The sequence below is a fragment of the Leptospira ainazelensis genome (assembly GCF_016918785.1).
Taxonomy (GTDB): Bacteria; Spirochaetota; Leptospiria; order Leptospirales; family Leptospiraceae; genus Leptospira; species Leptospira ainazelensis.
Map to the genome: position 1 here is coordinate 18,369 of NZ_JAFFPT010000040.1, position 21,133 is coordinate 39,501.

14 protein-coding genes and 2 pseudogenes are annotated in these 21,133 nt (G+C 39.3%); all 16 read left to right on the plus strand.

Annotation, left to right across the window (positions count from 1 at the left end; all coding sequences use genetic code 11):
* Positions 1 to 2: 2 nt before the first annotated feature.
* The gene (locus JWG44_RS10800; RefSeq protein WP_205274966.1) at positions 3 to 365 is read left to right on the plus strand and encodes a hypothetical protein; all 363 of its coding nucleotides are present in this window, start codon (positions 3 to 5) and stop codon (positions 363 to 365) included.
* Between the two features lie 4 nt (positions 366 to 369).
* On the plus strand, positions 370 to 669 hold the full coding sequence (locus tag JWG44_RS22305) for a hypothetical protein (RefSeq protein ID WP_232371601.1): 300 nt from the start codon (positions 370 to 372) through the stop codon (positions 667 to 669).
* A 293-nt stretch (positions 670 to 962) separates the two neighbouring features.
* Positions 963 to 1,280 (plus strand): hypothetical protein, encoded by a 318-nt coding sequence (locus JWG44_RS10810; protein ID WP_205274967.1) that lies wholly within the window; start codon positions 963 to 965, stop codon positions 1,278 to 1,280.
* A 103-nt stretch (positions 1,281 to 1,383) separates the two neighbouring features.
* Positions 1,384 to 1,756 (plus strand): annotated as a pseudogene (locus JWG44_RS22665) (hypothetical protein); the annotation flags it as partial.
* 16 nt (positions 1,757 to 1,772) lie between these two features.
* Positions 1,773 to 2,135: a hypothetical protein gene (locus JWG44_RS10815; protein ID WP_205274966.1), complete on the plus strand. Its 363-nt coding sequence runs from the start codon at positions 1,773 to 1,775 to the stop codon at positions 2,133 to 2,135.
* A gap of 4 nt (positions 2,136 to 2,139) precedes the next feature.
* The gene (locus JWG44_RS22310; RefSeq protein ID WP_232371601.1) at positions 2,140 to 2,439 is read left to right on the plus strand and encodes a hypothetical protein; all 300 of its coding nucleotides are present in this window, start codon (positions 2,140 to 2,142) and stop codon (positions 2,437 to 2,439) included.
* Positions 2,440 to 2,732: 293 nt separating this feature from the next.
* A complete protein-coding gene (locus JWG44_RS10825; RefSeq protein WP_205274968.1) occupies positions 2,733 to 3,050 on the plus strand; it encodes a hypothetical protein in 318 nt (105 codons plus the stop codon).
* A gap of 640 nt (positions 3,051 to 3,690) precedes the next feature.
* On the plus strand, positions 3,691 to 10,602 hold the full coding sequence (locus JWG44_RS10830) for an RHS repeat-associated core domain-containing protein (RefSeq protein ID WP_205274969.1): 6,912 nt from the start codon (positions 3,691 to 3,693) through the stop codon (positions 10,600 to 10,602).
* 43 nt (positions 10,603 to 10,645) lie between these two features.
* Positions 10,646 to 11,677 carry an LA_2444/LA_4059 family outer membrane protein gene (locus JWG44_RS10835; protein WP_205274970.1) on the plus strand — a complete coding sequence of 344 codons (1,032 nt, stop codon included), beginning with the start codon at positions 10,646 to 10,648 and terminating at the stop codon, positions 11,675 to 11,677.
* 30 nt (positions 11,678 to 11,707) lie between these two features.
* Complete coding sequence (locus JWG44_RS10840; protein ID WP_205274971.1) at positions 11,708 to 12,100, plus strand: TIGR04452 family lipoprotein; 393 nt, start codon at positions 11,708 to 11,710, stop codon at positions 12,098 to 12,100.
* A gap of 191 nt (positions 12,101 to 12,291) precedes the next feature.
* Positions 12,292 to 14,061, plus strand: a pseudogene (locus JWG44_RS10845) (RHS repeat-associated core domain-containing protein); the annotation flags it as partial.
* A gap of 620 nt (positions 14,062 to 14,681) precedes the next feature.
* Positions 14,682 to 14,921, plus strand: a complete 240-nt coding sequence (locus JWG44_RS10850; RefSeq protein ID WP_205274972.1) for a hypothetical protein — start codon at positions 14,682 to 14,684, stop codon at positions 14,919 to 14,921.
* A gap of 407 nt (positions 14,922 to 15,328) precedes the next feature.
* A complete protein-coding gene (locus tag JWG44_RS10855; protein WP_205274973.1) occupies positions 15,329 to 16,528 on the plus strand; it encodes a Kelch repeat-containing protein in 1,200 nt (399 codons plus the stop codon).
* A gap of 635 nt (positions 16,529 to 17,163) precedes the next feature.
* A complete protein-coding gene (locus tag JWG44_RS10860) occupies positions 17,164 to 18,813 on the plus strand; it encodes an RHS repeat domain-containing protein (protein ID WP_232371603.1) in 1,650 nt (549 codons plus the stop codon).
* Entirely contained in the window at positions 18,803 to 19,465 is a 663-nt protein-coding gene (locus JWG44_RS10865) for a hypothetical protein (RefSeq protein WP_205274975.1), read from the plus strand. Before JWG44_RS10860 ends, JWG44_RS10865 begins: the two co-directional genes overlap by 11 nt.
* Before the next feature lie 952 nt (positions 19,466 to 20,417).
* On the plus strand, positions 20,418 to 21,133 hold a 716-nt coding region (locus tag JWG44_RS10870; RefSeq protein WP_205274976.1), incomplete at its 3' end, for a hypothetical protein.

Consider the following 21,133-nt stretch of genomic DNA (forward strand, 5'->3'; position numbering starts at 1 on the left):
GGATGAATACGACCTTACCTAAGTTATTTATGATCGTTTTATCAGTTTATTTTAATGTGAGTTGTTACATTGGAACACAGAGAGATTCTTGTAGATATAATTTAAAAGAAAATGGAGCATTTGGCCCCAGTCCCGACAGTTGTGAACTTTTGCAGTTAACTGCTGGATTGCCATTACCTAATGATACTGCTGAGATGATTCAGAGCAGAGGAGAAACTTTAAATTTTTTACTTCTTAATTGTTATCGTTACTACGAACGACTTCAAGAGTGCAATAAAGAAGAAAATCGTTTTATTCCGAGTATTTACGGCATCAATTCAAATCCTGCATCGGACACTTTTGCTCAATGGATAGCAGGAAAATGATTCTATGAATTTAAAGATCTTACCTTTGATTCTTTTGCTTTTGGTTTCTTGTGTTGCCGATTCAGAGAGGGTAAATTGTCGAGAGGATTTAGCTAGTATTACTTTCGAAAGGGATATGATCTTGACGTTGTTGCTATCGGAGGCAGGAAAGGACAAAGTAAACGAGGAGCAATATGCAACAAACAAGTCAGTGAATTTCGCATATTACTATTTTTTAAACGAGAAATCACTTGAAAAGGAGCAGAGATGTGAAGGCGACTTTATCATTAAGCTATTTTCCCCTGAGTCAAAGGATTTGAAATAGTATTCCCGTATTTCGTATTTTAAATTTTACTCACAAACGATTTATAAACATTTGTCAGAACATTCGTAATCTTTAATGCTTTATGAAATGCTTGAAGTCCTCTAAATTTTTCTGGGAAATAAGCTCGGCTACGCCGACAACGATTTTCGATGCGCATGCGTTCGTAGTTGGCACAACAATCTTTTCGATACAAAACGGCTACGGTTATTTGTGGTTAGGCGCTAATCGAGCGTTGTTCGTACCGAAAGGAAGATACAATAATATATGGAAACCAAAGAAATGGAGATTGTGAAATGAAGAACAGAAATAAAGTAGCAATATTAATATTGTTCATTCTCTTATTCTTAAATTGTTCCATTGGAACAGCAAGAGATGCATGTAAAAATAACTTAAAAAAAGGAGGTATTTTTGATGCTAGTGATGACAGTTGTAATGCGTTGCAACTACTTTTAGCCTCTCCATTGGGTGCTAATGCAACAGCAGAAGCTAATCAAAGTCGAGAAGCCCGAATTTCATTTCAAATAATTAATTGCTATCAATATTATGAAAAACTTAAAGAATGCAATAAAGAGGTAAAAAAATATCTTCCAGCAATTTATAGTAAGGAATGAAATACTCAGCACGAATTTCTAGGTTCGAATCGAGTTGACAAAACTTTCTTTCTCTTTTTTGGATTTAGAACGTAGAGTTTTTATCTCTTCTCCAATTTAACTAAACTTTGCTTTGACTATAATTGATCGTTCCGGCATTGCTCATATAGTAAGTAGCGATTCACGCAAACGAAGAGTGGATCAAACAATCCTGGGGCAATTTTTATTCGATCAATGAACAAAGGGCGGCTTACAATCGAGAATATGACGCGTTACCGAAGAGTTACGATCGGTATGGTGGTACAGGTAAATCGATAATAGCCGGAGTGAATTACGCAGGGACCACTTTGGTAGATATGGTTGTTTTACCGATAGGCACTTCAATATTTGCCTCACAGAATATAATTGGATATCAACTCCAATTTGCTAAGAGTGCGACCTTTGTTAAAAAAGGCCGATATAACAATTTTTGGAAACCGAATAAATGGAAATTATGATAAAAGGAGAAAGAGGATGAATACGACCTTACCTAAGTTATTTATGATCGTTTTATCAGTTTATTTTAATGTGAGTTGTTACATTGGAACACAGAGAGATTCTTGTAGATATAATTTAAAAGAAAATGGAGCATTTGGCCCCAGTCCCGACAGTTGTGAACTTTTGCAGTTAACTGCTGGATTGCCATTACCTAATGATACTGCTGAGATGATTCAGAGCAGAGGAGAAACTTTAAATTTTTTACTTCTTAATTGTTATCGTTACTACGAACGACTTCAAGAGTGCAATAAAGAAGAAAATCGTTTTATTCCGAGTATTTACGGCATCAATTCAAATCCTGCATCGGACACTTTTGCTCAATGGATAGCAGGAAAATGATTCTATGAATTTAAAGATCTTACCTTTGATTCTTTTGCTTTTGGTTTCTTGTGTTGCCGATTCAGAGAGGGTAAATTGTCGAGAGGATTTAGCTAGTATTACTTTCGAAAGGGATATGATCTTGACGTTGTTGCTATCGGAGGCAGGAAAGGACAAAGTAAACGAGGAGCAATATGCAACAAACAAGTCAGTGAATTTCGCATATTACTATTTTTTAAACGAGAAATCACTTGAAAAGGAGCAGAGATGTGAAGGCGACTTTATCATTAAGCTATTTTCCCCTGAGTCAAAGGATTTGAAATAGTATTCCCGTATTTCGTATTTTAAATTTTACTCACAAACGATTTATAAACATTTGTCAGAACATTCGTAATCTTTAATGCTTTATGAAATGCTTGAAGTCCTCTAAATTTTTCTGGGAAATAAGCTCGGCTACGCCGACAACGATTTTCGATGCGCATGCGTTCGTAGTTGGCACAACAATCTTTTCGATACAAAACGGCTACGGTTATTTGTGGTTAGGCGCTAATCGAGCTTTGTTTGTTCCGAAAGGAAGATACAATAATATATGGAAACCAAAGAAATGGAGATTGTGAAATGAAGAACAGAAATAAAGTAGCAATATTAATATTGTTCATTCTCTTATTCTTAAATTGTTCCATTGGAACAGCAAGAGATGCATGTAAAAATAACTTAAAAAAAGGAGGTATTTTTGATGCTAGTGATGACAGTTGTAATGCGTTGCAACTACTTTTAGCCTCTCCATTGGGTGCTAATGCAACAGCAGAAGCTAATCAAAGTCGAGAAGCCCGAATTTCATTTCAAATACTTAATTGCTATCAATATTATGAAAAACTTAAAGAATGCAATAAAGAGGTAAAAAAATATCTTCCAGCAATTTATAGTAAGGAATGAAATACTCAGCACGAATTTCTGGGTTCGAATCGAGTTGACAAAGCTTTCTTTTTCTTTTTGGATTTAGAACGTAGGGTTTTTATCTCTTCTCCAATTTAACTAAACTTTGCTTTGACTATAATTGATCGTTCAAGAATCGCAATCATGATGAAGAACATGATTGCTCATATAGTAAGTAGCGATTCGCGCGAATGGAGAGTGGATCATACAATCCTGGGGCAATTTTTATTCGATCAATGAACAAAGGGCGGCTTAGGATCGAGAATAAGATGCGCTTCCGAAGAGTTATGATATCCTTCGGGTCACGGGGAAATCGATTTTAGCGTGAGTAAATTATGTGGCAGCAACGTTAGTAGATATTGTTGTTTTGCCGATAGGCAAGTCTGTTTTAGTATAGCAGAATATTATTGGATACCAACTACAATTAGCGAAAGGTTGTACTAAGGATTGTTGTTTATTCCTTAGTACAACGTTTATTATAATTCAAAAACTTCTAAGAATGTATAAATTACAAAAAATATTTCCTAGTTCGTCGTAAGTTTTTAAAAGTGTCAAAATAGTATCATTATCTAGGCGTTTCTGTTTTTAGAAATTCTGGGTGAAATAGTTACTTTGATACAAATAGAACTGGAGTTTTTGGATGAAATCACGCGGACTTCGCATTTTTACTTTAAGCTTTGTTATCCTCTTTGTTCTTAACTTTTCTCTCATTCGTTCGGTTCAAAACTTTTTTAGCACGATGGCGGCGGCCGTTACAACGGGGATTCCTCAAAAACTTCCCGTCATCGAAGTAAATCACGATGGTTCTGCCTCCACATCGATTCCGATTGGAGTTCCCCAAGGAACGAAAGGTGTGGTTCCTTCTCTTGTTCTCACTTACAATTCAAGAGGTGGAAATGGAGTCGTGGGTGTCGGTTGGGATCTTTCAGGCATTCATACAATATCAAGAAATCCATCTTTTGGAATTTCGTATAACGGAACCGATTCTTACTCGTCCTCTTTAGCAGGGGAGCTAATCGATGTTAGCGGAAATCGTTCGGCTTTTCATTCCAGGAAAGAATCCTGGATTTTATTTGTTCCTCAAGGAAACTGCGGGGACGGTCCTTGTTCTTGGGTGGCAACTGACAAAGACGGAAGAAAATTTACCTTTGGCGGAACTCCGGATTCTAAAATTCTTGCGATTGGAAGAACTGCGGGTTCTATCCGGGAATGGGCTTTGAGTCGGGAAGAAGATTCTTTTGGAAACGGTTACAACGTCACTTATACTCCGATGGACAATTCAAACGGAGATTATTATCCTTCTCAGATTTCTTACAATGATCGCACGATCGATTTCACTTATGAAAATCGAAACGACAAGTTTCCTAATTATACCCAAGGTTCGATTGTAAGAACTCAGAGGAGACTCGATACGATCGAGGTCTTTATTGCAGGAAGTTCTTTTAGAAAATACGACCTGGACTATACAACGGGTCCGGTTACGGGTCGTTCGATTTTGCAAACTCTCAAACGTTCTGGGAGCAACAACTTCGGAGCCGAAAATTTTGATGATCTTACATTTTCTTATTCCGATCACGCGGGTGAGTTTTCTATCGTTGGAGTCAATACCACAAATCGATCGAATCTTGGTACGGTTCCTGTGTTTGTTCCGGACTTTTTATTGGATATCGCCAACGTATTTTTCAACCAAGAGTTACCGTATCACCCGACTTTTTTGGATTCCAACGTGAATCTTGCTATGCAGTTCATCGTGAAAATGCCTGTCCCCGACAGGAACGCTTGTAACGCAGGTCTTGCTTCTTGTTTGTGTGCGATTATTCCAATGTGTACGGGCGGCAATCCCGCATTCTTTAACTACGTGGCGACAAACTGCGCGGCCTTTCAAGGCTGGGGTGGTGTGAATGGATGTCTAAACGGAATTGATACTGCACTCGTCGCGTGGGTGTCGATGGACGTAAACGGTGACGGAGTTAGCGACTTTGCGACGTTAAACGGCGATCAGAATAGCGGAAACATTCATCTTTCCGGGAATTTGATTTTAGCCAACGGGTCTTCTGCTGCGTTTGCGAATAGCGCAAGTCTTCCCATTTATTACAACACATTCTATCAAGCAGTTGATCTGAACGGGGACGGTAAAACGGATTTTGCTTATGAATACAACGGAAACCTTTGGGTAGTGTATTCGAATGGAAATTCTTTTTCTTCTCCGACTCCATTTGGGAACGTGAGTATGGACGGAGCCAATCGGAACATGACGATTTTTAGTCCTTACGAATATCAATTTCAATATTCTCCACAGAACCCGACCCCGGTTACGAATGACAGAGCGTTAAAAGATTATTTTGCAGATTTGAACGGAGACGATCTGGTTGATTTTGTTCACTTCTCCGGAGGTTCTTATCAAATCTATATCAACCGGAAAACTTTTTTTGACAATCCGATATCTGTCGCAGGTTCTTCCGACTTTTTTATCAATGCGATGATTGACATGACGGGGGATGGAAAAGCGGATCACATTCAGTTGGTTCAATCGTATGACAATTCGGTTTTGATTGGTCTCAGCGGACAAAGAGATGCACTGAATGGTCAGATGAATACTTTCCAACAACAAAATCAAAGAGCGCAGGACGTTGTGGATTTGATTGGGTCTGGAAATGCGACCTCGATCAACCCGACCGAGTTTCAGTATTTGATCGACTACTTTGATACTCATTGCGGTTTGGGTTGTTTTCAGATCGTTCTTGCTTTGCAAGGTTCGAGTGGAGGAACCACTTTGACTCCGGCCAATGCCGCAAGTCTAACAAGTGACCTTCAAAATATCGTAGCGGCAGAAATTGGACCCTTGGCTCAACAGAGTCAGACGATTAGTACGCAGATCGGCGCGATCCTTGCCGCAGGAACCGGGGGGAATGCAACTTACTCAATTCAAATCCGATCTTTTAATGTAAGCAACGGAACATCTCAGGTGAGAAGCTTTCCGATCAGTGGTCCAGTTGATCCGCACAAAAGTACTCTTGTAGATACAAACGGAGACGGAAATTTGGACTTGATCACGTTTTCCGGAACCCAAGCTTTTGTTTCTCTTTTTACCGGAAACGGATTCACCGGTCCGATCTCTACTTCTTTGAACTCTGGAGATCCTACTAAATTGATTCAGTTTAATTTTGGGGAAGTGAACGGAGACGGTTTTCCGGATTTGGTTTTGATGAATTTGACAAACAACCAATACGAAACCTATCTTTCCAGAGGGGATGGAAGTTTTGCACTGAATTCTTCGTATTCTTTTGGAAGTTTTTCCTTTAATGAATTCAACGACGCTTCCGGAATCAAACGTTCCGACTCGTATCAAATCTGGCTTCAAGATATGAATAACGACGGTATTTCCGATCTCAGTGTCGCCTACATTTCGGCGGACAAAACAGCCGGACAAATCTCCTATCGTTACAATGCGGCTCGAAACTCAGGAGAAGATATGCTCCAAATCGTTTCGAACAACTCCGGTGGTCAAAGGTCTTTGATTCAATACGGTCTTGCAAACCTACATACGGGAGCTGTGGTTGCAGGTTCCGGGAATTATCCAAATCTTCCCAACACTTCTCCGAGTTATCTAGCGGTTCAAACGACCCAGGAGCTTTCCGCAGGGATTGTCAAAAGAACAAATTATCAATATTCAAACAATCGAATGTTTCTCGGTACAAGAGGAGTTGCAAGAGGTTTGGGTTTTGCTTCCGTGAAAGAAACCGATGTGGATACGGGGTTTTATTCGATTACGGATTATTTTCAGAACGACTTTCGTTTGGCTGGGATTCCACAAAACACGAGAAGTTACAACGCGCTCAACAATCTCTTGAGTTCTTCGAACAATTCTTCCTTTAGTTTTCCAAATCCATTTGGGACAGAGATTGCGGTTGCGGGTGCCGTTACCTCGAACGTTTATCAAAATGGAAACTTAGTCACCACCTCTTCCAAATCCATCGCCTATGATTCCTTCGGCTTTGTTACGAGCGAGACTGATTCTTTAGGTTCTCATACGGTTACAAATACGACTCAGTATGTGCATGATACGGCGGCTTGGAGAATCGGAAGAGTATTAAGATCAAGAAAGAATGTAGACGGAACCTGGGTGAGTGACACACAACTGATTTATTCGGGAGACAAGATTCTTACCCAAACTCAATTTCCTTCGAGTGCATCTCCTTTGCCTTCGACTTTTGGTTATGATTCGTTTGGGAATGTGACTTCGGTTACGGACGCGGGTGGTGGAGTGAGCACGATCGTTTATGATTCTTCCTTAAATCTTTTTCCTATCGCAAAGACCAACGCTCTGGGCCACAGCTCAACTTGTGTCTATGATCCCGAGCTTGGTTTGGAACTTTCCAAAACCGATCCGAACGGCGCGACAACTTCGATGTCGTATGACGCGTATGGAAGAATTTTGAGCGTTACCTATCCTGGAAACTCCAGTCCGAATGAAACGTTTTCTTACTCGAATACTGGTCTTTTTGATCTGAATGATCTTTCGAATAACGAATCAGTTACAAAGAATGTCATCGATGCAAACAGTGGAAATACAAGCACGACTCAAATTTTCGAAGATCCGATGGGCAAAACGATCCGCTCTGTTAGCAATACGTCGCTTTCAGGCGTGAGTCAGATCCAGGATAGCGTCTATGATTATACCCATGGACAATTGGTTCAACAATCCAATTCATATTTGAGTATTCAGGCTCCGCAACAGACAAGATATCAATACAATGATCCAGATGGAAATTTGACTACGATCTTGGAGCCGAGCGCTAACGGAACGATTCAAACCAATGTGACCCGTTCCGGTTTTACGGAAACAAAATCGACTTTGTATCCCGACGGTCTTACTTCCACTGTGAGCGAGACAAAAAACGAACTGGGGCAGGTTGTAAGCCGAGTCAATCAAGGAAGAACGACTCAGTATTCGTATTCTCCGTTTGGTGGAATTGCGAGTATTACCGATCCGGGAGGACTCGTGACAACGTTCGGCTACGATTCGTTAGGACGAAAAATCTCAACGCAAGATCCAAATTCTGGAACGATTTCTCTTACCTATGATACGAATTGGAGAATCGCGAGTCAAACCGACGCAAGAGGAAAGACGAACAGCTTTACCTATGACGGTTTGGGAAGAATTCTTACCCAAAGCACAAATGGGCCCGAGGCACCGATTCAGTTTGTGTATGATGACGGAAGCGTTCCCTTTTCCAGAGGACGTGTAACACAAGTTACCGACGGAACGGGGAAAACAGAATTCTCTTACAGTCAAAGGGGAGAAGTCACTCAAAAGAAAAAGTTCGTCGATGACATCATCGCGATTTTCAAAACGGATTACGATTCCTTGAGTAGACCGCTGACTCAAACATATCCCGATGGAACGAAAACTCACAATCAATATACGATCAATGGAACGATTGGAAATATCACGATGGATTCGGCAGACGGAACGAGCATTGGCCACAGCGTCGTAAGTTATCAAGGACCGTATCTGGATACGAACGGAAATCCATCGATCCGAAGAGTAACAGGAAACGGAGTGACAATGGAAATTGCTTACGAACCGATCGAAAGAAAACCCATCGCAATCGTAACGAAAAAGCCGGATGGAAGCGTGATCGGAAATACGGAATACACCTACGACGGAAAGAGAAACATCACCAAGATTGAAGACAAGTTAAACCCAAATCGAACCCAAAATTTCACGTTAGACAACTTGGATAGAGTCACAAGTGCGATTGGAAAATACGGAACCCAGAATTATTCTTACTCTGCAAACGGGAACTTACTTCAAAAAGGGAATCTCACACTGAACTATTCAGACGGAAACCATGCGAACGCAGTGACGACTGCGACAAGCGCAAGCACGGGAACAATGAACTATGCGTATGATGCAAGCGGGAACATGGTTTCGAGAAACGGAGACGTTCTTCGATATGACAGCTTTGGAAAACTGATCGAAATCACACCAAATGGCGGAACGGCTTCTATCAATTACAACTACGACTATTCAGGAAATCGAATCAAGGCAGTGTCGGATGCGGCCCTGACAACAACTTACTCCTTTGGAGACAGTTACGAGATCGTAAGAGCTTCTGGATTACCGGAAAAACACACTGTGTATGTCAAAGGAATCGAAGGAGAGATTGTGGCGCAATGGACGAGAGAAGATGCGACACTACAACTCAGTGATTTAGCGACAGACGAGAAGAATCAAGTTGCAACCTCGATCGTAGGAACTCTGACAAAACGGTTTTGCAAGGACGTTTCCATCGATTGTGGAGACTACTGGAAGAATCGGGTAGGAAAAGAGATCTATTCGTTCATCGGATATTCTTCTTACTTTCAAGAGGGAGTTCCCACAAAACTCTACAACGCACTTTACTTTCTGATTTTACTCGGAGTTCTTTATCTCGCGTATCCTTACTTCCTAAGAGGAAACACGCTTCTGCAAGAGCTTTCATGGAAAGGAACGGCTACTCCAGCATTACTCTTGGCTATGTTTGTGATTACTTCTCTTCCCGGTTGTGGAATTCTACCGGGAGGAAGTGGTCAAGGCGATCCACCGTGGGTTTTGGCGATGGGAGCTAACGTGAACCCGAGTGTTCCGAGTATCCAAAACGGAAACTCCGGCGCATCCGGTGGAGGAATCAACGGTGGAACTCCTGTAAACGGAATGTTTTTCTATCACCCGGATCATCTTGGTTCTGTGAATATGATCACCGACGGATACGGAAACCCAGCGAGCGGGCCTGAACCTGGAGTGAGTTACGTTTCTTATGAACCTTATGGTTCCATCAACAGAAATGATTCTTATGGTCCCGATATTTTCCGTTACAAATATACGGGTCAGGTTGAAGACAAAGAGTCAGGACTTTACTTTTACAAAGCAAGGTATTACGAACCAACTCTCGGAAGATTTTTGCAAGCAGACAGTCAAGTGATGCCGGATTCACCGAACGGAATGAATCGATACATGTATGTGGATGGAAATCCTGTGAACTTTCGTGATGTTAGTGGGAATAGCATATCAACGCCACTTGCTTGGGGACTTATGGGAGCCATCACGGCTCCGCAATTCGGTCTAACCCCAGAGCAAGGCTTTATGTTAGGTTATGGTATTGGAAATAAAATTCATCGAGATAACAAGAAATCGGATCTTGAAAAAACAGTAGGTGGAGTAGGAAAAGGTATTCAAAGAGCGACGTACATTCCAAAAAGTCGACAAAATTGGAATTTTGAAAAATTTTCCCAAAGAGCGTTTCCTTCACCTGATGAAAATGTAGACGCCGGTGCTTCTTGTGGGGCATCTCAGTCAGCTGCGATATTTTTGTTTAATCCGAATGTTCAAAATGCTGCAAATTCAAATAATGGTGGAGGAACAACTTCAGGTGATAATACAGGTACCTCAGGAAGCGCAGGCTCGCAAACAACGTCCCCAGGTAGCTCAACAGAAGCGACAAAGCAGGCGCAATTCATATCGTTGTGGATATTTGCTTGTTCATTACAGCAAGGTGGCGGATCTTAAGATGGGAAGAGATTTTCGTAACTAACAACAATAGGAAATTAAAATGAAAAATAATTCAATGTATTTGATAGTATTCTTTCTGCTATTCTCGACACGAACGTATTCACAAAAATTAGAGAATTTGAATGCCGATACTTCTGACCTTAAAAATCAAAAAAAGCATTCTTTCGAGCCTTATTTTCGATTGAACTCAGGAACCTGGTCTTCTGAATCACTGCAGAGAGAATCGGATTCAAACTCTTCATTAGGAAACTCTGCAAGCAATGGTTATTTAAGCAGTTATGATAAGCCGAGCCGAGATAGAAAATTTGAGAATCCTGGTTATACTAGTTTAGGTTTTATATATAAGAATCACTCTCGTAAACTCACCTTCGATTATAATTATTTAGTTTATTCCCAGTATTTTAAAATAAACTTCAAATATGCTGGAGTGCTTGGTCCACGAGGTTCAGAGCAATCCGAAGTGGGCACAGCATTTATTTACGATATACATCCGTACAGAGTCGAGAATAAATTCGCGATCACAAAGGAGGTATTCAATAACGGTCGATTAACATTTGGAATTGGAGGGGGTATAAGAAAATTATCCATAATACGGGAGCGACAATATCCAGATTTCATTCCAGAATATATTAGATATGTAGCGTCTGTTTCAAATTATTCAAATATAATAAATACTTATGGTCCTCAAGTTAGCTTTCGATCTGAGTTACATTTGATTTCTTCGTTATTCTTTCGGTTAAATTTAGATTATTTTTATACGCAAGGCCAAGCTAAATACAATTTTGAAACAATCAATATAAATTACATTTATATTTCCAAAGGAAATAATGTGATCCAATTTCATGGATTTGATTTTAATTCAGAAATTTCTTATTTATTTTTTGATAGGCTCCGATTGTTTTTAGGATACGAATTGATAGTATCAAGATCTAAATACAGACAATATAATGAGTTAAATAGTTCGGTCGATATCCAGACAGCCTTATCTTCTGAAATTAAAAAGCACGAATATACACAGGAAAAGACGGACTCGCTGCAATTATGGTATTTCGGTGCGGGATACATTTTCTAGAATATCCTTATAAAGTCTGGATCGTCGGTTATGCTTACATCAGTCCAAGGTTTCTATTTTAGGATTGGTGTTGTATGTGAGAATTCAATAATAGAAATGAAAATGACAAAGGTTAGTTTTGTTTTAATTATTTTGGTCCTATCAAGTTGTTCATTTACAGGATATAAAGGTGTCACTGGATCTGAAGCGAAAAGAAAAATTTTGTCAGCAACGCTCCCGCTTGCTGTAAATATTAAGAATCCAAATAGTTTTATTATTTCTTTGGTAGTCGTGGTTTCAGGATTAAAGGATAATGGATACTATTATGAAAGTGATGTGGATAATTGTATTGAAAGTGCGACCACGACTACTTTGGTCGGAGTAAATAGCGGCCAACCATTTACTATTAATTGTAAAATTGGCCACTTGGGATACTTGAATTAAAAATATTACTAAGATCTTGTCCCAAGATCTTAGTAATTATTAGATGATTAATTGCATTTCTTCAGTTCCCCCGCGTTAAGGATCGAAGCGTGGTCAAGTTATTGCGTTTTATTTTGAACCACACTTTTTGTGTAAGATTGAATAACTTGACCGGAGCTGAGAGCCTGGTCCGCGTAGCGGAAACGCCCGAATACATGATCAACGGAGCTTATTTAAACCATGCGAACGCAGTGACGACTGCGACAAGCGCAAGCACGGGAACAATGAACTATGCGTATGATGCAAGCGGGAACATGGTTTCGAGAAACGGAGACGTTCTTCGATATGACAGCTTTGGAAAATTGATCGAAATCACTCCGAACGGCGGAACGGCTTCTATCAATTACAACTACGACTATTCAGGAAATCGAATCAAGGCAGTGTCGGATGCGGCCCTGACAACAACTTACTCTTTCGGAGACAGTTACGAGATCGTAAGAGCTTCTGGATTACCGGAAAAACACACTGTGTATGTCAAAGGAATCGAAGGAGAGATCGTGGCGCAGTGGACGAGAGAAGATGCGACACTTCAACTCAGTGATTCAGTGACAGAAGACGGAAGCCAAGTTGCAACTTCGATTGTGGGAACTCTCACAAAACCTTTTTGCAAGGACGTTTCCATCGATTGTGGAGACTACTGGAAGAATCGGGTAGGAAAAGAGATCTATTCGTTCATCGGATATTCTTCTTACTTTCAAGAGGGAGTTCCCACAAAACTCTACAACGCACTTTACTTTCTGATTTTACTCGGAGTTCTTTATCTCGCGTATCCTTACTTCCTAAGAGGAAACACGCTCCTGCATGAACTTTCATGGAAAGGAACGGCTACTCCAGCGTTACTCTTGGCTATGTTTGTGATTACTTCTCTTCCCGGTTGTGGAATTCTACCGGGAGGAAGTGGTCAAGGCGATCCACCTTGGGTTTTAGCGATGGGAGCTAACGTGAACCCAAGTGTTCCGAGTATTCAAAACGGAAACTCCGGTGCATCCGGTGGCGGAATCAACGGAGGAACTCCTGTAAACGGAATGTTTTTCTATCACCCGGATCATCTTGGTTCTGTAACAATGATCACCGACGGATACGGAAACCCTGCCTCTGGACCAGAACCTGGAGTGAGTTACGTTTCTTACGAACCTTATGGTTCCATCAACAGAAACGATTCTTATGGTCCTGATATTTTCCGTTACAAATACACGGGCCAGGTTGAAGACAAGGAATCCGGTCTTTACTTTTACAAAGCAAGGTATTACGAACCGACTCTCGGAAGATTTTTGCAAGCGGACAGCCAAGTGATGCCGGATTCGCCTAACGGAATGAATCGATACATGTATGTGGATGGGAATCCTGTGAACTTTCGTGATCCGAGCGGTCATGTGGGTCTCAAGGGTTTGATCCACATGTTTAACAGGATTGTCGGTCATGCGATGGGGAAGGATTTTGATTCGAAAGGTAATGACAAGAAACTGTCAACGAATGGTATTTCGACTGGGGGGAATAGATTTTTGCAGAATGCTACATTTGCAGGTAAGGGTCGTTATTATTTTAATGCTAAATCTATTAATGGAAATAAGCTCCTTGGGATTAAGAAAATGAATCGTTGGATGCTTCAGGGTCAAGGTGAATATTTAGAAACTTCGAGGGGGATGGCATGGGAGTATGTTAGAATATATGCAAATACAACATGCAACAAAAATAATAGCAAAGAATTCTGCGATACGCTGGCCTTAGCGTCTGCATTGGTTTATAATCGAGAAGCAGACAAGCACGACAGGTCGCCGATCAATACTTTTGCAACGGGGTGGTGGGATTGGAAAATTAGACCTACCCCAGAAGATGACGAAAAAAGAAAGCTGGCTCTGATATGCGTTTACTATAATATAACTGAAGGCCACCTTTGTGGTTTTGAAGGAGATTCAAAATGAAAAAAAAATTGTTATGTAATTATTTTTGTGTGCTTAACATGGCTTTTTGCAAGTTGTATGACTGACAAGCAAAGCTGCTATTCGCGAAGCTCAAAAGAATTTAAAAATTGTTTGATTAACTTAGAATTAACTTTGCAGACAGGAGCTGCAGACTCAAGCAATCCTAATTTAATCTTAACTACTTGCTTAAGCTACTTTACGAAAGAATTTAGTTGCCCCAACGAAGGGAATACCTTTCCAATTAATCCAAGACAGTAAAAATTTAAGAAATGTAGCCAATGAAATTCAAAATCGTATTGATTCAATTATTATTCTGCACAGGAAATAGTTGTGGCATAGGCGACAACAGAAAAGACAATGCTATTCCATCCAATTCACAAAATTTTAGTAAACTACAAATTCAAAACGTAAATGCAATTAAAGAGTGCGGCATAAAATTGGATAAATGCTTTAAGAAATGTAATACTGATTATCCTTATTCCTATCTCGAAAATTCCGATCGGGAAGTTTGTAAAGATCAATGTGCCGATAGAATACAATTAAATGAAGGTTGCCATGTTTATTTTAGATCTTCAAGAAACCATGTTTTTAGGGCTTATAGCACACGTTAATGATTGATTATGGAGAAAGTATTTAAAAAAATAAAATTATTAATTTGGTTTTTGATTCTTGTACATAATTTAAACTGCGGTAAACTTGGAATTGATTTCACTTCATGCAAAGAGCAGAAGGATGCTTTAATTGAAGGTGTATGTGCTCCTGGTTTATTGTCTTCTTCGCAGAATTCAGCAGAGGCGAGTCAATTGGCATTAGATTCATGCTTGTTGATTTTATTAGTAAAACAATCATGCAAAGATTGATTAAATAAATTGAAATTGTTCGCAGTGAATAATTGCAGATGAAAATATTCATTTTAATCCTCTTAGCTGTAAGTCTTAATTTTTGCTCCGTTTCGGAAACGAAACATTCTCCTGATTTGAAAACATATCGGAACTCAAATGAATCCATTTCGAGGGCTGAAATGGAAGAAATTAAAGCATGCAATATTAAATTGGATTTATGTATCAATAAGTGTAAAAAAGAAAATCCGGACATGAGTATTCGTTATTCGAAATGGGGAAGTTGCAAAGATAGTTGCATACAAAAATTTACGGGCGTAGACGGATGTATAATTCATTATAAAAGTGTTCGGTCAAATAAATATCGAATTTGGTAATTAAGCATTGAGTCGAGCCTTGTAAGTGTTAAATTTGTATTATATAAGTTCATGTTTATAAAATTTGTTTATCTTTTAATCGGGATCTATCTTTTTCTGCAATGTAATCCATCTGGAAATAGTGATAATAATGAGTTAGGCCTGATTTCTCTTTTATTAATTAGCAAACAAAAGAACGGAAGATATGGCCACGTTTCTGTACCGATCGGGAATAATATTTTGATATTAGGAGGTCAAAATGGTTACAATGTATTGAATGATATTTTCCAATTTGATCCTATTCAAAATTCATTTATTCACGTAAATAGCATGAAGTTTGCCCGTTCAAATTTTAAATCTATTCGCCTATTGGATGGAAGAGTTTTCATAGTCGGCGGAAATCCTAGTCCATTAAGCGCGGCTTCGAATGCAGATCCTCCCTTAACCCAAACTGAAATTTACGATCCTTTAACTAATAATATAATAAGTGGACCAAATTTAATACAAGGCCGTTCAGATTTTAGTATGGACTTATTAAACGATGGAAGAGTGTTAATTTCAGGGGGAAAAGCCAGTTCTATTTTAAAAAGTGCTGAGCTCTTCGATCCAAATAACCTTTCAATCGTTCCAGTAGGAAATTTAAATTTCAATCGTTGTCTCCATACTTCTACCAAATTAAACAATGGTAAAATATTAATTATCGGGGGATTGGACGATAGCCAAGTAACAATCGCGACTTCCGAGCTCTTCGATCCAGGTACATTGACATTTTCCGGATCAGGGAATTTAAGCGTTTCTCGAACTCTCCATGCGGCGAATCTTCTTGCCAATGGAAATGTATTGGTAACCGGAGGTTATAAAGTAACTACTCCACCATTCGCCTCAAATACTAAGGTAGTAGAACTGTATGATTCAGGATTGAATACATTCTCAACGGTCGGGAATATTAGTGAGTTTAGGGTGGGGCATACCGCTATCACTACATCTTCGAATAGAGTTTTATTATGTGGAGGTCATCAAATTCTTAAAGGCACGCCCATTTTGTCTTCCTGCGAGTTATATGATACAGGAAACATGGCAGTTGTGGGATCTGGACAAATGCAATCGAAGAGATCTTTCCATACAACCAATTTAGTTTTGGGATCGAAAGTTTTGATAACTTCCGGCTTTGATAGTGTCGACTTTTCTTCCGGTATCCCAGTAGCAAATAAGTCCTCCGAAGTATTTGATTTTAATCAATTTTCTTCAACATTACTATTCGGGGAGCTATGAAAATCTTATTATTATCATTGATCGATTCAGTGATTTGTAGAGCAACAAATGTTATTTTCCTAATGTAAAATTGAATGTTTATCATATTCGTAAATTGAAATCTTTTTCATTGTTATTCTCGATCAAAAGTCCCACAGAAGAATAAATCCCGCGTTAAGGATCGAAGCGTGGTCAAGTTATTGTGTTTTATTTTGAACCACACTTTTTGTGTAAGATTGAATAACTTGACCGGAGCTGAGAGCCTGGTCCGCGTAGCGGAAACGCCCGAAAAGAAGATTAAAAGAGTAACGGGAAACGGAGTGACAATGGAAATTGCTTACGAACCGATCGAAAGAAAACCCATCGCAATCGTAACGAAAAAGCCGGATGGAAGCGTGATCGGAAATACGGAATACACCTACGACGGAAAGAGAAACATCACCAAGATTGAAGACAAGTTAAACCCAAATCGAACCCAAAATTTCACGTTAGACAACTTAGATAGAGTCACAAGTGCGATTGGAAAATACGGAACCCAGAATTATTCGTACTCTGCAAACGGGAACTTACTTCAAAAAGGGAATCTCACACTGAACTATTCAGACGGAAACCATGCGAACGCAGTGACGACGGCAACAAGCGCAAGCACGGGAACAATGAACTATGCGTATGATGCAAGCGGGAACATGATTTCGAGAAACGGAGACGTTCTTCGATATGACAGCTTTGGAAAGCTGATCGAAATCACTCCGAACGGCGGAACGTCTTCTATCAATTACAACTACGACTATTCAGGAAATCGAATCAAGGCAGTGTCGGATGCGGCCCTGACAACAACTTACTCGTTCGGAGACAGTTACGAGATCGTAAGAGCTTCTGGATTACCGGAAAAACACACTGTGTATGTCAAAGGAATTGAAGGAGAGATCGTGGCGCAGTGGACGAGAGAAGATGCGACACTACAACTCAGTGATTCAGCGACAGAAGACGGAAGCCAAGTTGCAACTTCGATTGTGGGAACTCTCACAAAACGGTTTTGCAAGGACGTTTCCATCGATTGTGGAGACTACTGGAAGAATTGGTTTGGAAAAGAGATCTATTCGTTCATCGGATATTCTTCTTACTTTCAAGAGGGAGTTCCCACAAAACTCTACAACGCACTTTACTTTCTGATTTTACTCGGAGTTCTTTATCTCGCGTATCCTTACTTCCTAAGAGGAAACACGCTCCTGCATGAACTTTCATGGAAAGGAACGGCTACTCCAGCGTTACTCTTGGCTATGTTTGTGATTACTTCTCTTCCCGGTTGTGGGATCTTGCCGGGAGGAAGTGGTCAAGGCGATCCACCTTGGGTTTTGGCGATGGGAGCTAACGTGAACCCGAGTGTTCCGAGTATTCAAAACGGAAACTCCGGTGCATCCGGTGGCGGAATTAACGGAGGAACTCCTGTGAACGGAATGTTTTTCTATCACCCGGATCATTTGGGTTCTGTGAATATGATCACCGACGGATACGGAAACCCTGCGAGCGGACCAGAACCTGGAGTGAGTTACGTTTCTTACGAACCTTATGGTTCCATCAACAGAAACGATTCCTATGGTCCCGATATTTTCCGTTACAAATACACGGGTCAGGTTGAAGACAAGGAATCCGGTCTATACTTTTACAAAGCAAGATATTACGAGCCGACCTTGGGAAGATTTTTGCAAGCGGACAGTCTGGTGATGCCGAATTCGCCTAACGGAATGAATCGATACATGTATGTGGATGGGAATCCTGTGAACTTTCGTGATCCGAGCGGTCATGTGGGTCTCAAGGGTTTGATCCACATGTTTAACAGGATTGTCGGTCATGCGATGGGAAAGGACTTTGATTCGAAGAATCCTAACAAGAGGGTTAGTTCGGGCGGAGTTAAAAATAGTTTCGGGAAAATAAATTTAAGTAATTTTCGTTCTCAATTAAGTATGAATAAAATCAATCAATCCTTGAACCTTGTGAATAAGCATTTGAGATCGAATGAAAAAATCTTAAAGAATCAATTTAGAGATTTCAATAGTAATTTTGAAATCTCTAAATTAAGAAGTCTTTCTGTTTCGTGGATACTCCCACCAGAAATTGATAAGATTCTTAATAAATGGGTAGAACCTTATTTTAAATTCAATGGATCTGATTTATTTAATGATTCAATAAAAATATTTATATTTAATTATTTGATAAATCAAAGGTTTTCTAATGCTGGATCGGGTAGCGGCGGGGGTGGACAAGACCCTACTGAAGGAGATGGGGGACCGGAAGATGAAAGTTAACTTTATTTTTGGATTTGTTTTTGCATTAATGATTAGTAATTGTAGCGTAAAATTTGAAATAAATGAGAAAGAATTTCAAGTTTCTAAATCTCTCAATTACAAGAATTTTATCCCTCTAAAGAGTGGGAGTCGATCTATTTCGGAGATTGATATATCGCCAAATTATGAAATTGCAATTTACTTGGTTGGCAAGGAAGACATAACTGAAGTATTGTACGATCGAAATAATAAATTTAAAGCACTGAATGTAGAATTATTGAAAGAGATTGAAAATGATAAAGATTTCAATGCACGCTTTCTAATTTTGGAATTGTATTCAAGAAAGAAAATAGAATATAATTATTTGGAGAAAATAGCTTATTCTGGAATTAGTTTCTACGAACATTTACGTTTTAATTATGAATACCCGTTCTGTTCAGATAATCCGTCTTTAATTTGGGTTTTTAACAGAGGTGAAAGTTCTAATGACTTTTCACGTAGTCCGAATGTTTGGCCACGATCTGAATACTCTAAAAAATGTAATGATAAAAATGGAAAACTTATCCATGCTATGAGAAGTGTGAGCAAAATAAAAAATATTGAGGATGCAACGGTTTTAATAAAACTTCCGGGGGGCTCAATATTCGAGTATTGCATTTCTTGCATTAGGTGACCTTCCCTCGCATTAAGGATCGAAGCGTGGTCAAGTTATTGTGTTTTATTTTGAACCACACTTTTTGTGTAATATCGAAAACTTGACCGGAGCTGAGAGCCTGGTCCGCGTAGCGGAAGCGCCAGATTACATGATCAACGGAACTTATTTAAACCATGCGAACGCAGTGACGACGGCGACAAGCGCAAGCACGGGAACAATGAACTATGCGTATGATGCTTGCGGGAACATGAATTCGAGAAAAAGTGAGGGAATTGGGTTATTTAAAACGAAAAATAATATCCTTCATTGGTGGTGGTTAATGAAGAAGTTGAAATTATCCGAATATTAAAAAGAAGATGAATACTATTAAATTAATAACTTCAATTCTTTTGTTCTGTTTAAATTGTGGAAAAAACGGAATAGGCTCTTCTTGCAAGGAGCAACAGGTTCTATTGTTCAAATGGATTCAGTTGTAAAATATAATAAGGTGTCAATATACCCTTCGCATGAAAAGATTCATAATAATACTTGTAATTGGATTCGAGTTTTGTGAAGCTTATCGTCCTTATCGCAATGAATCCGTAAGATATTCAAGCTCTGATATTCGAATAATAAACAATGCCAATAAGGAAAAAATAAAAAATTGCAACATTCGTTTGGATCGATGTTTGGCAAATTGCAATAGTCTATATCCTGAGTATTCAAAAGCAATAGATCCCCTTAATGCAGAATGTCGCGATAATTGTGCAATCCGCTTAAAAAATGAAGAGGGCTGTATGATTTTTTATCAGTCAAGCCGTAGAGTTATTTATAAGTCTGGATTGTAACATTGATATTAACTGTTCTAGCCAAAATGTATTAGTCCAAAAGCTATCATTTGTTAAGTGGAATGATGACGTCCTAATTTTTAATATCAAAAAGTATATGTGGACGTTTGCTTCTGTTTTAGATTCTCATAAGGATTTCTAGTATGAAAACAAGAAAGATTCTATTGTTGTTTATTTTTGTAATTTCTCTTTCTATGCAAAATTGTAAGCAAAATGACGGAGACGATAACACTTCTATGTTGGCCTTGCTTTTTACGTCGAATTACGTCGCGGGTTGTGCAACACCAAAAATAACGACGTCCGATTTGCCGTTAAAGTTTATTTCTTTTTCGATATTAACCACCCCGTATGTCGGCGGCTTGGCTTATGTAGAAAATTTAGAATTCGGGCGAAGGATAAATCTAAAGATGACAACCTCGGACCCGACTAAATACTCACCACTTTTCTATAAAGCAAATAGTCCCTGTGATGTTCCTCAAAACTATTTTAATTTTGTGTCTTCATATCGTTACTTCTTGGCTCGGGGGACCAACATAAATACGACCGTTACTCCCTTAACTGGAAATTTAATGGTGATGAGTTCCTCAAAATTTAGTCCTAAAGTTATTCCAACAGATATTTCGGTTTCTTTGGATTCAAAGGCAATTTGTAAAACTCCTATCATTGCAAGCACGACTATTAAACCTATGTCATTTGATTTTGAAGGGGCAACTTCCATAGCGATTGTAAAAATCGAAAATTACGTTCCGAATCAGCAAATAACGCTCATGTCGACTACTACGAATCTTGGTAGTTTTGTCCCTTTGGCCGTTCCGGGAAGCGACTCATGTTTTCCAACTTCTTTCAAGGATATCCCTCT

Coding starts and splice junctions, on each gene's coding strand:
- JWG44_RS10800 (WP_205274966.1), top strand. CDS start 3: ATGAATACGACCTTACCTAAGTTATTTATGATCGTTTTATCAGTTTAT.
- JWG44_RS22305 (WP_232371601.1), top strand. CDS start 370: ATGAATTTAAAGATCTTACCTTTGATTCTTTTGCTTTTGGTTTCTTGT.
- JWG44_RS10810 (WP_205274967.1), top strand. CDS start 963: ATGAAGAACAGAAATAAAGTAGCAATATTAATATTGTTCATTCTCTTA.
- JWG44_RS10815 (WP_205274966.1), top strand. CDS start 1,773: ATGAATACGACCTTACCTAAGTTATTTATGATCGTTTTATCAGTTTAT.
- JWG44_RS22310 (WP_232371601.1), top strand. CDS start 2,140: ATGAATTTAAAGATCTTACCTTTGATTCTTTTGCTTTTGGTTTCTTGT.
- JWG44_RS10825 (WP_205274968.1), top strand. CDS start 2,733: ATGAAGAACAGAAATAAAGTAGCAATATTAATATTGTTCATTCTCTTA.
- JWG44_RS10830 (WP_205274969.1), top strand. CDS start 3,691: ATGAAATCACGCGGACTTCGCATTTTTACTTTAAGCTTTGTTATCCTC.
- JWG44_RS10835 (WP_205274970.1), top strand. CDS start 10,646: ATGAAAAATAATTCAATGTATTTGATAGTATTCTTTCTGCTATTCTCG.
- JWG44_RS10840 (WP_205274971.1), top strand. CDS start 11,708: ATGCTTACATCAGTCCAAGGTTTCTATTTTAGGATTGGTGTTGTATGT.
- JWG44_RS10850 (WP_205274972.1), top strand. CDS start 14,682: ATGGAGAAAGTATTTAAAAAAATAAAATTATTAATTTGGTTTTTGATT.
- JWG44_RS10855 (WP_205274973.1), top strand. CDS start 15,329: ATGTTTATAAAATTTGTTTATCTTTTAATCGGGATCTATCTTTTTCTG.
- JWG44_RS10860 (WP_232371603.1), top strand. CDS start 17,164: ATGAACTATGCGTATGATGCAAGCGGGAACATGATTTCGAGAAACGGA.
- JWG44_RS10865 (WP_205274975.1), top strand. CDS start 18,803: ATGAAAGTTAACTTTATTTTTGGATTTGTTTTTGCATTAATGATTAGT.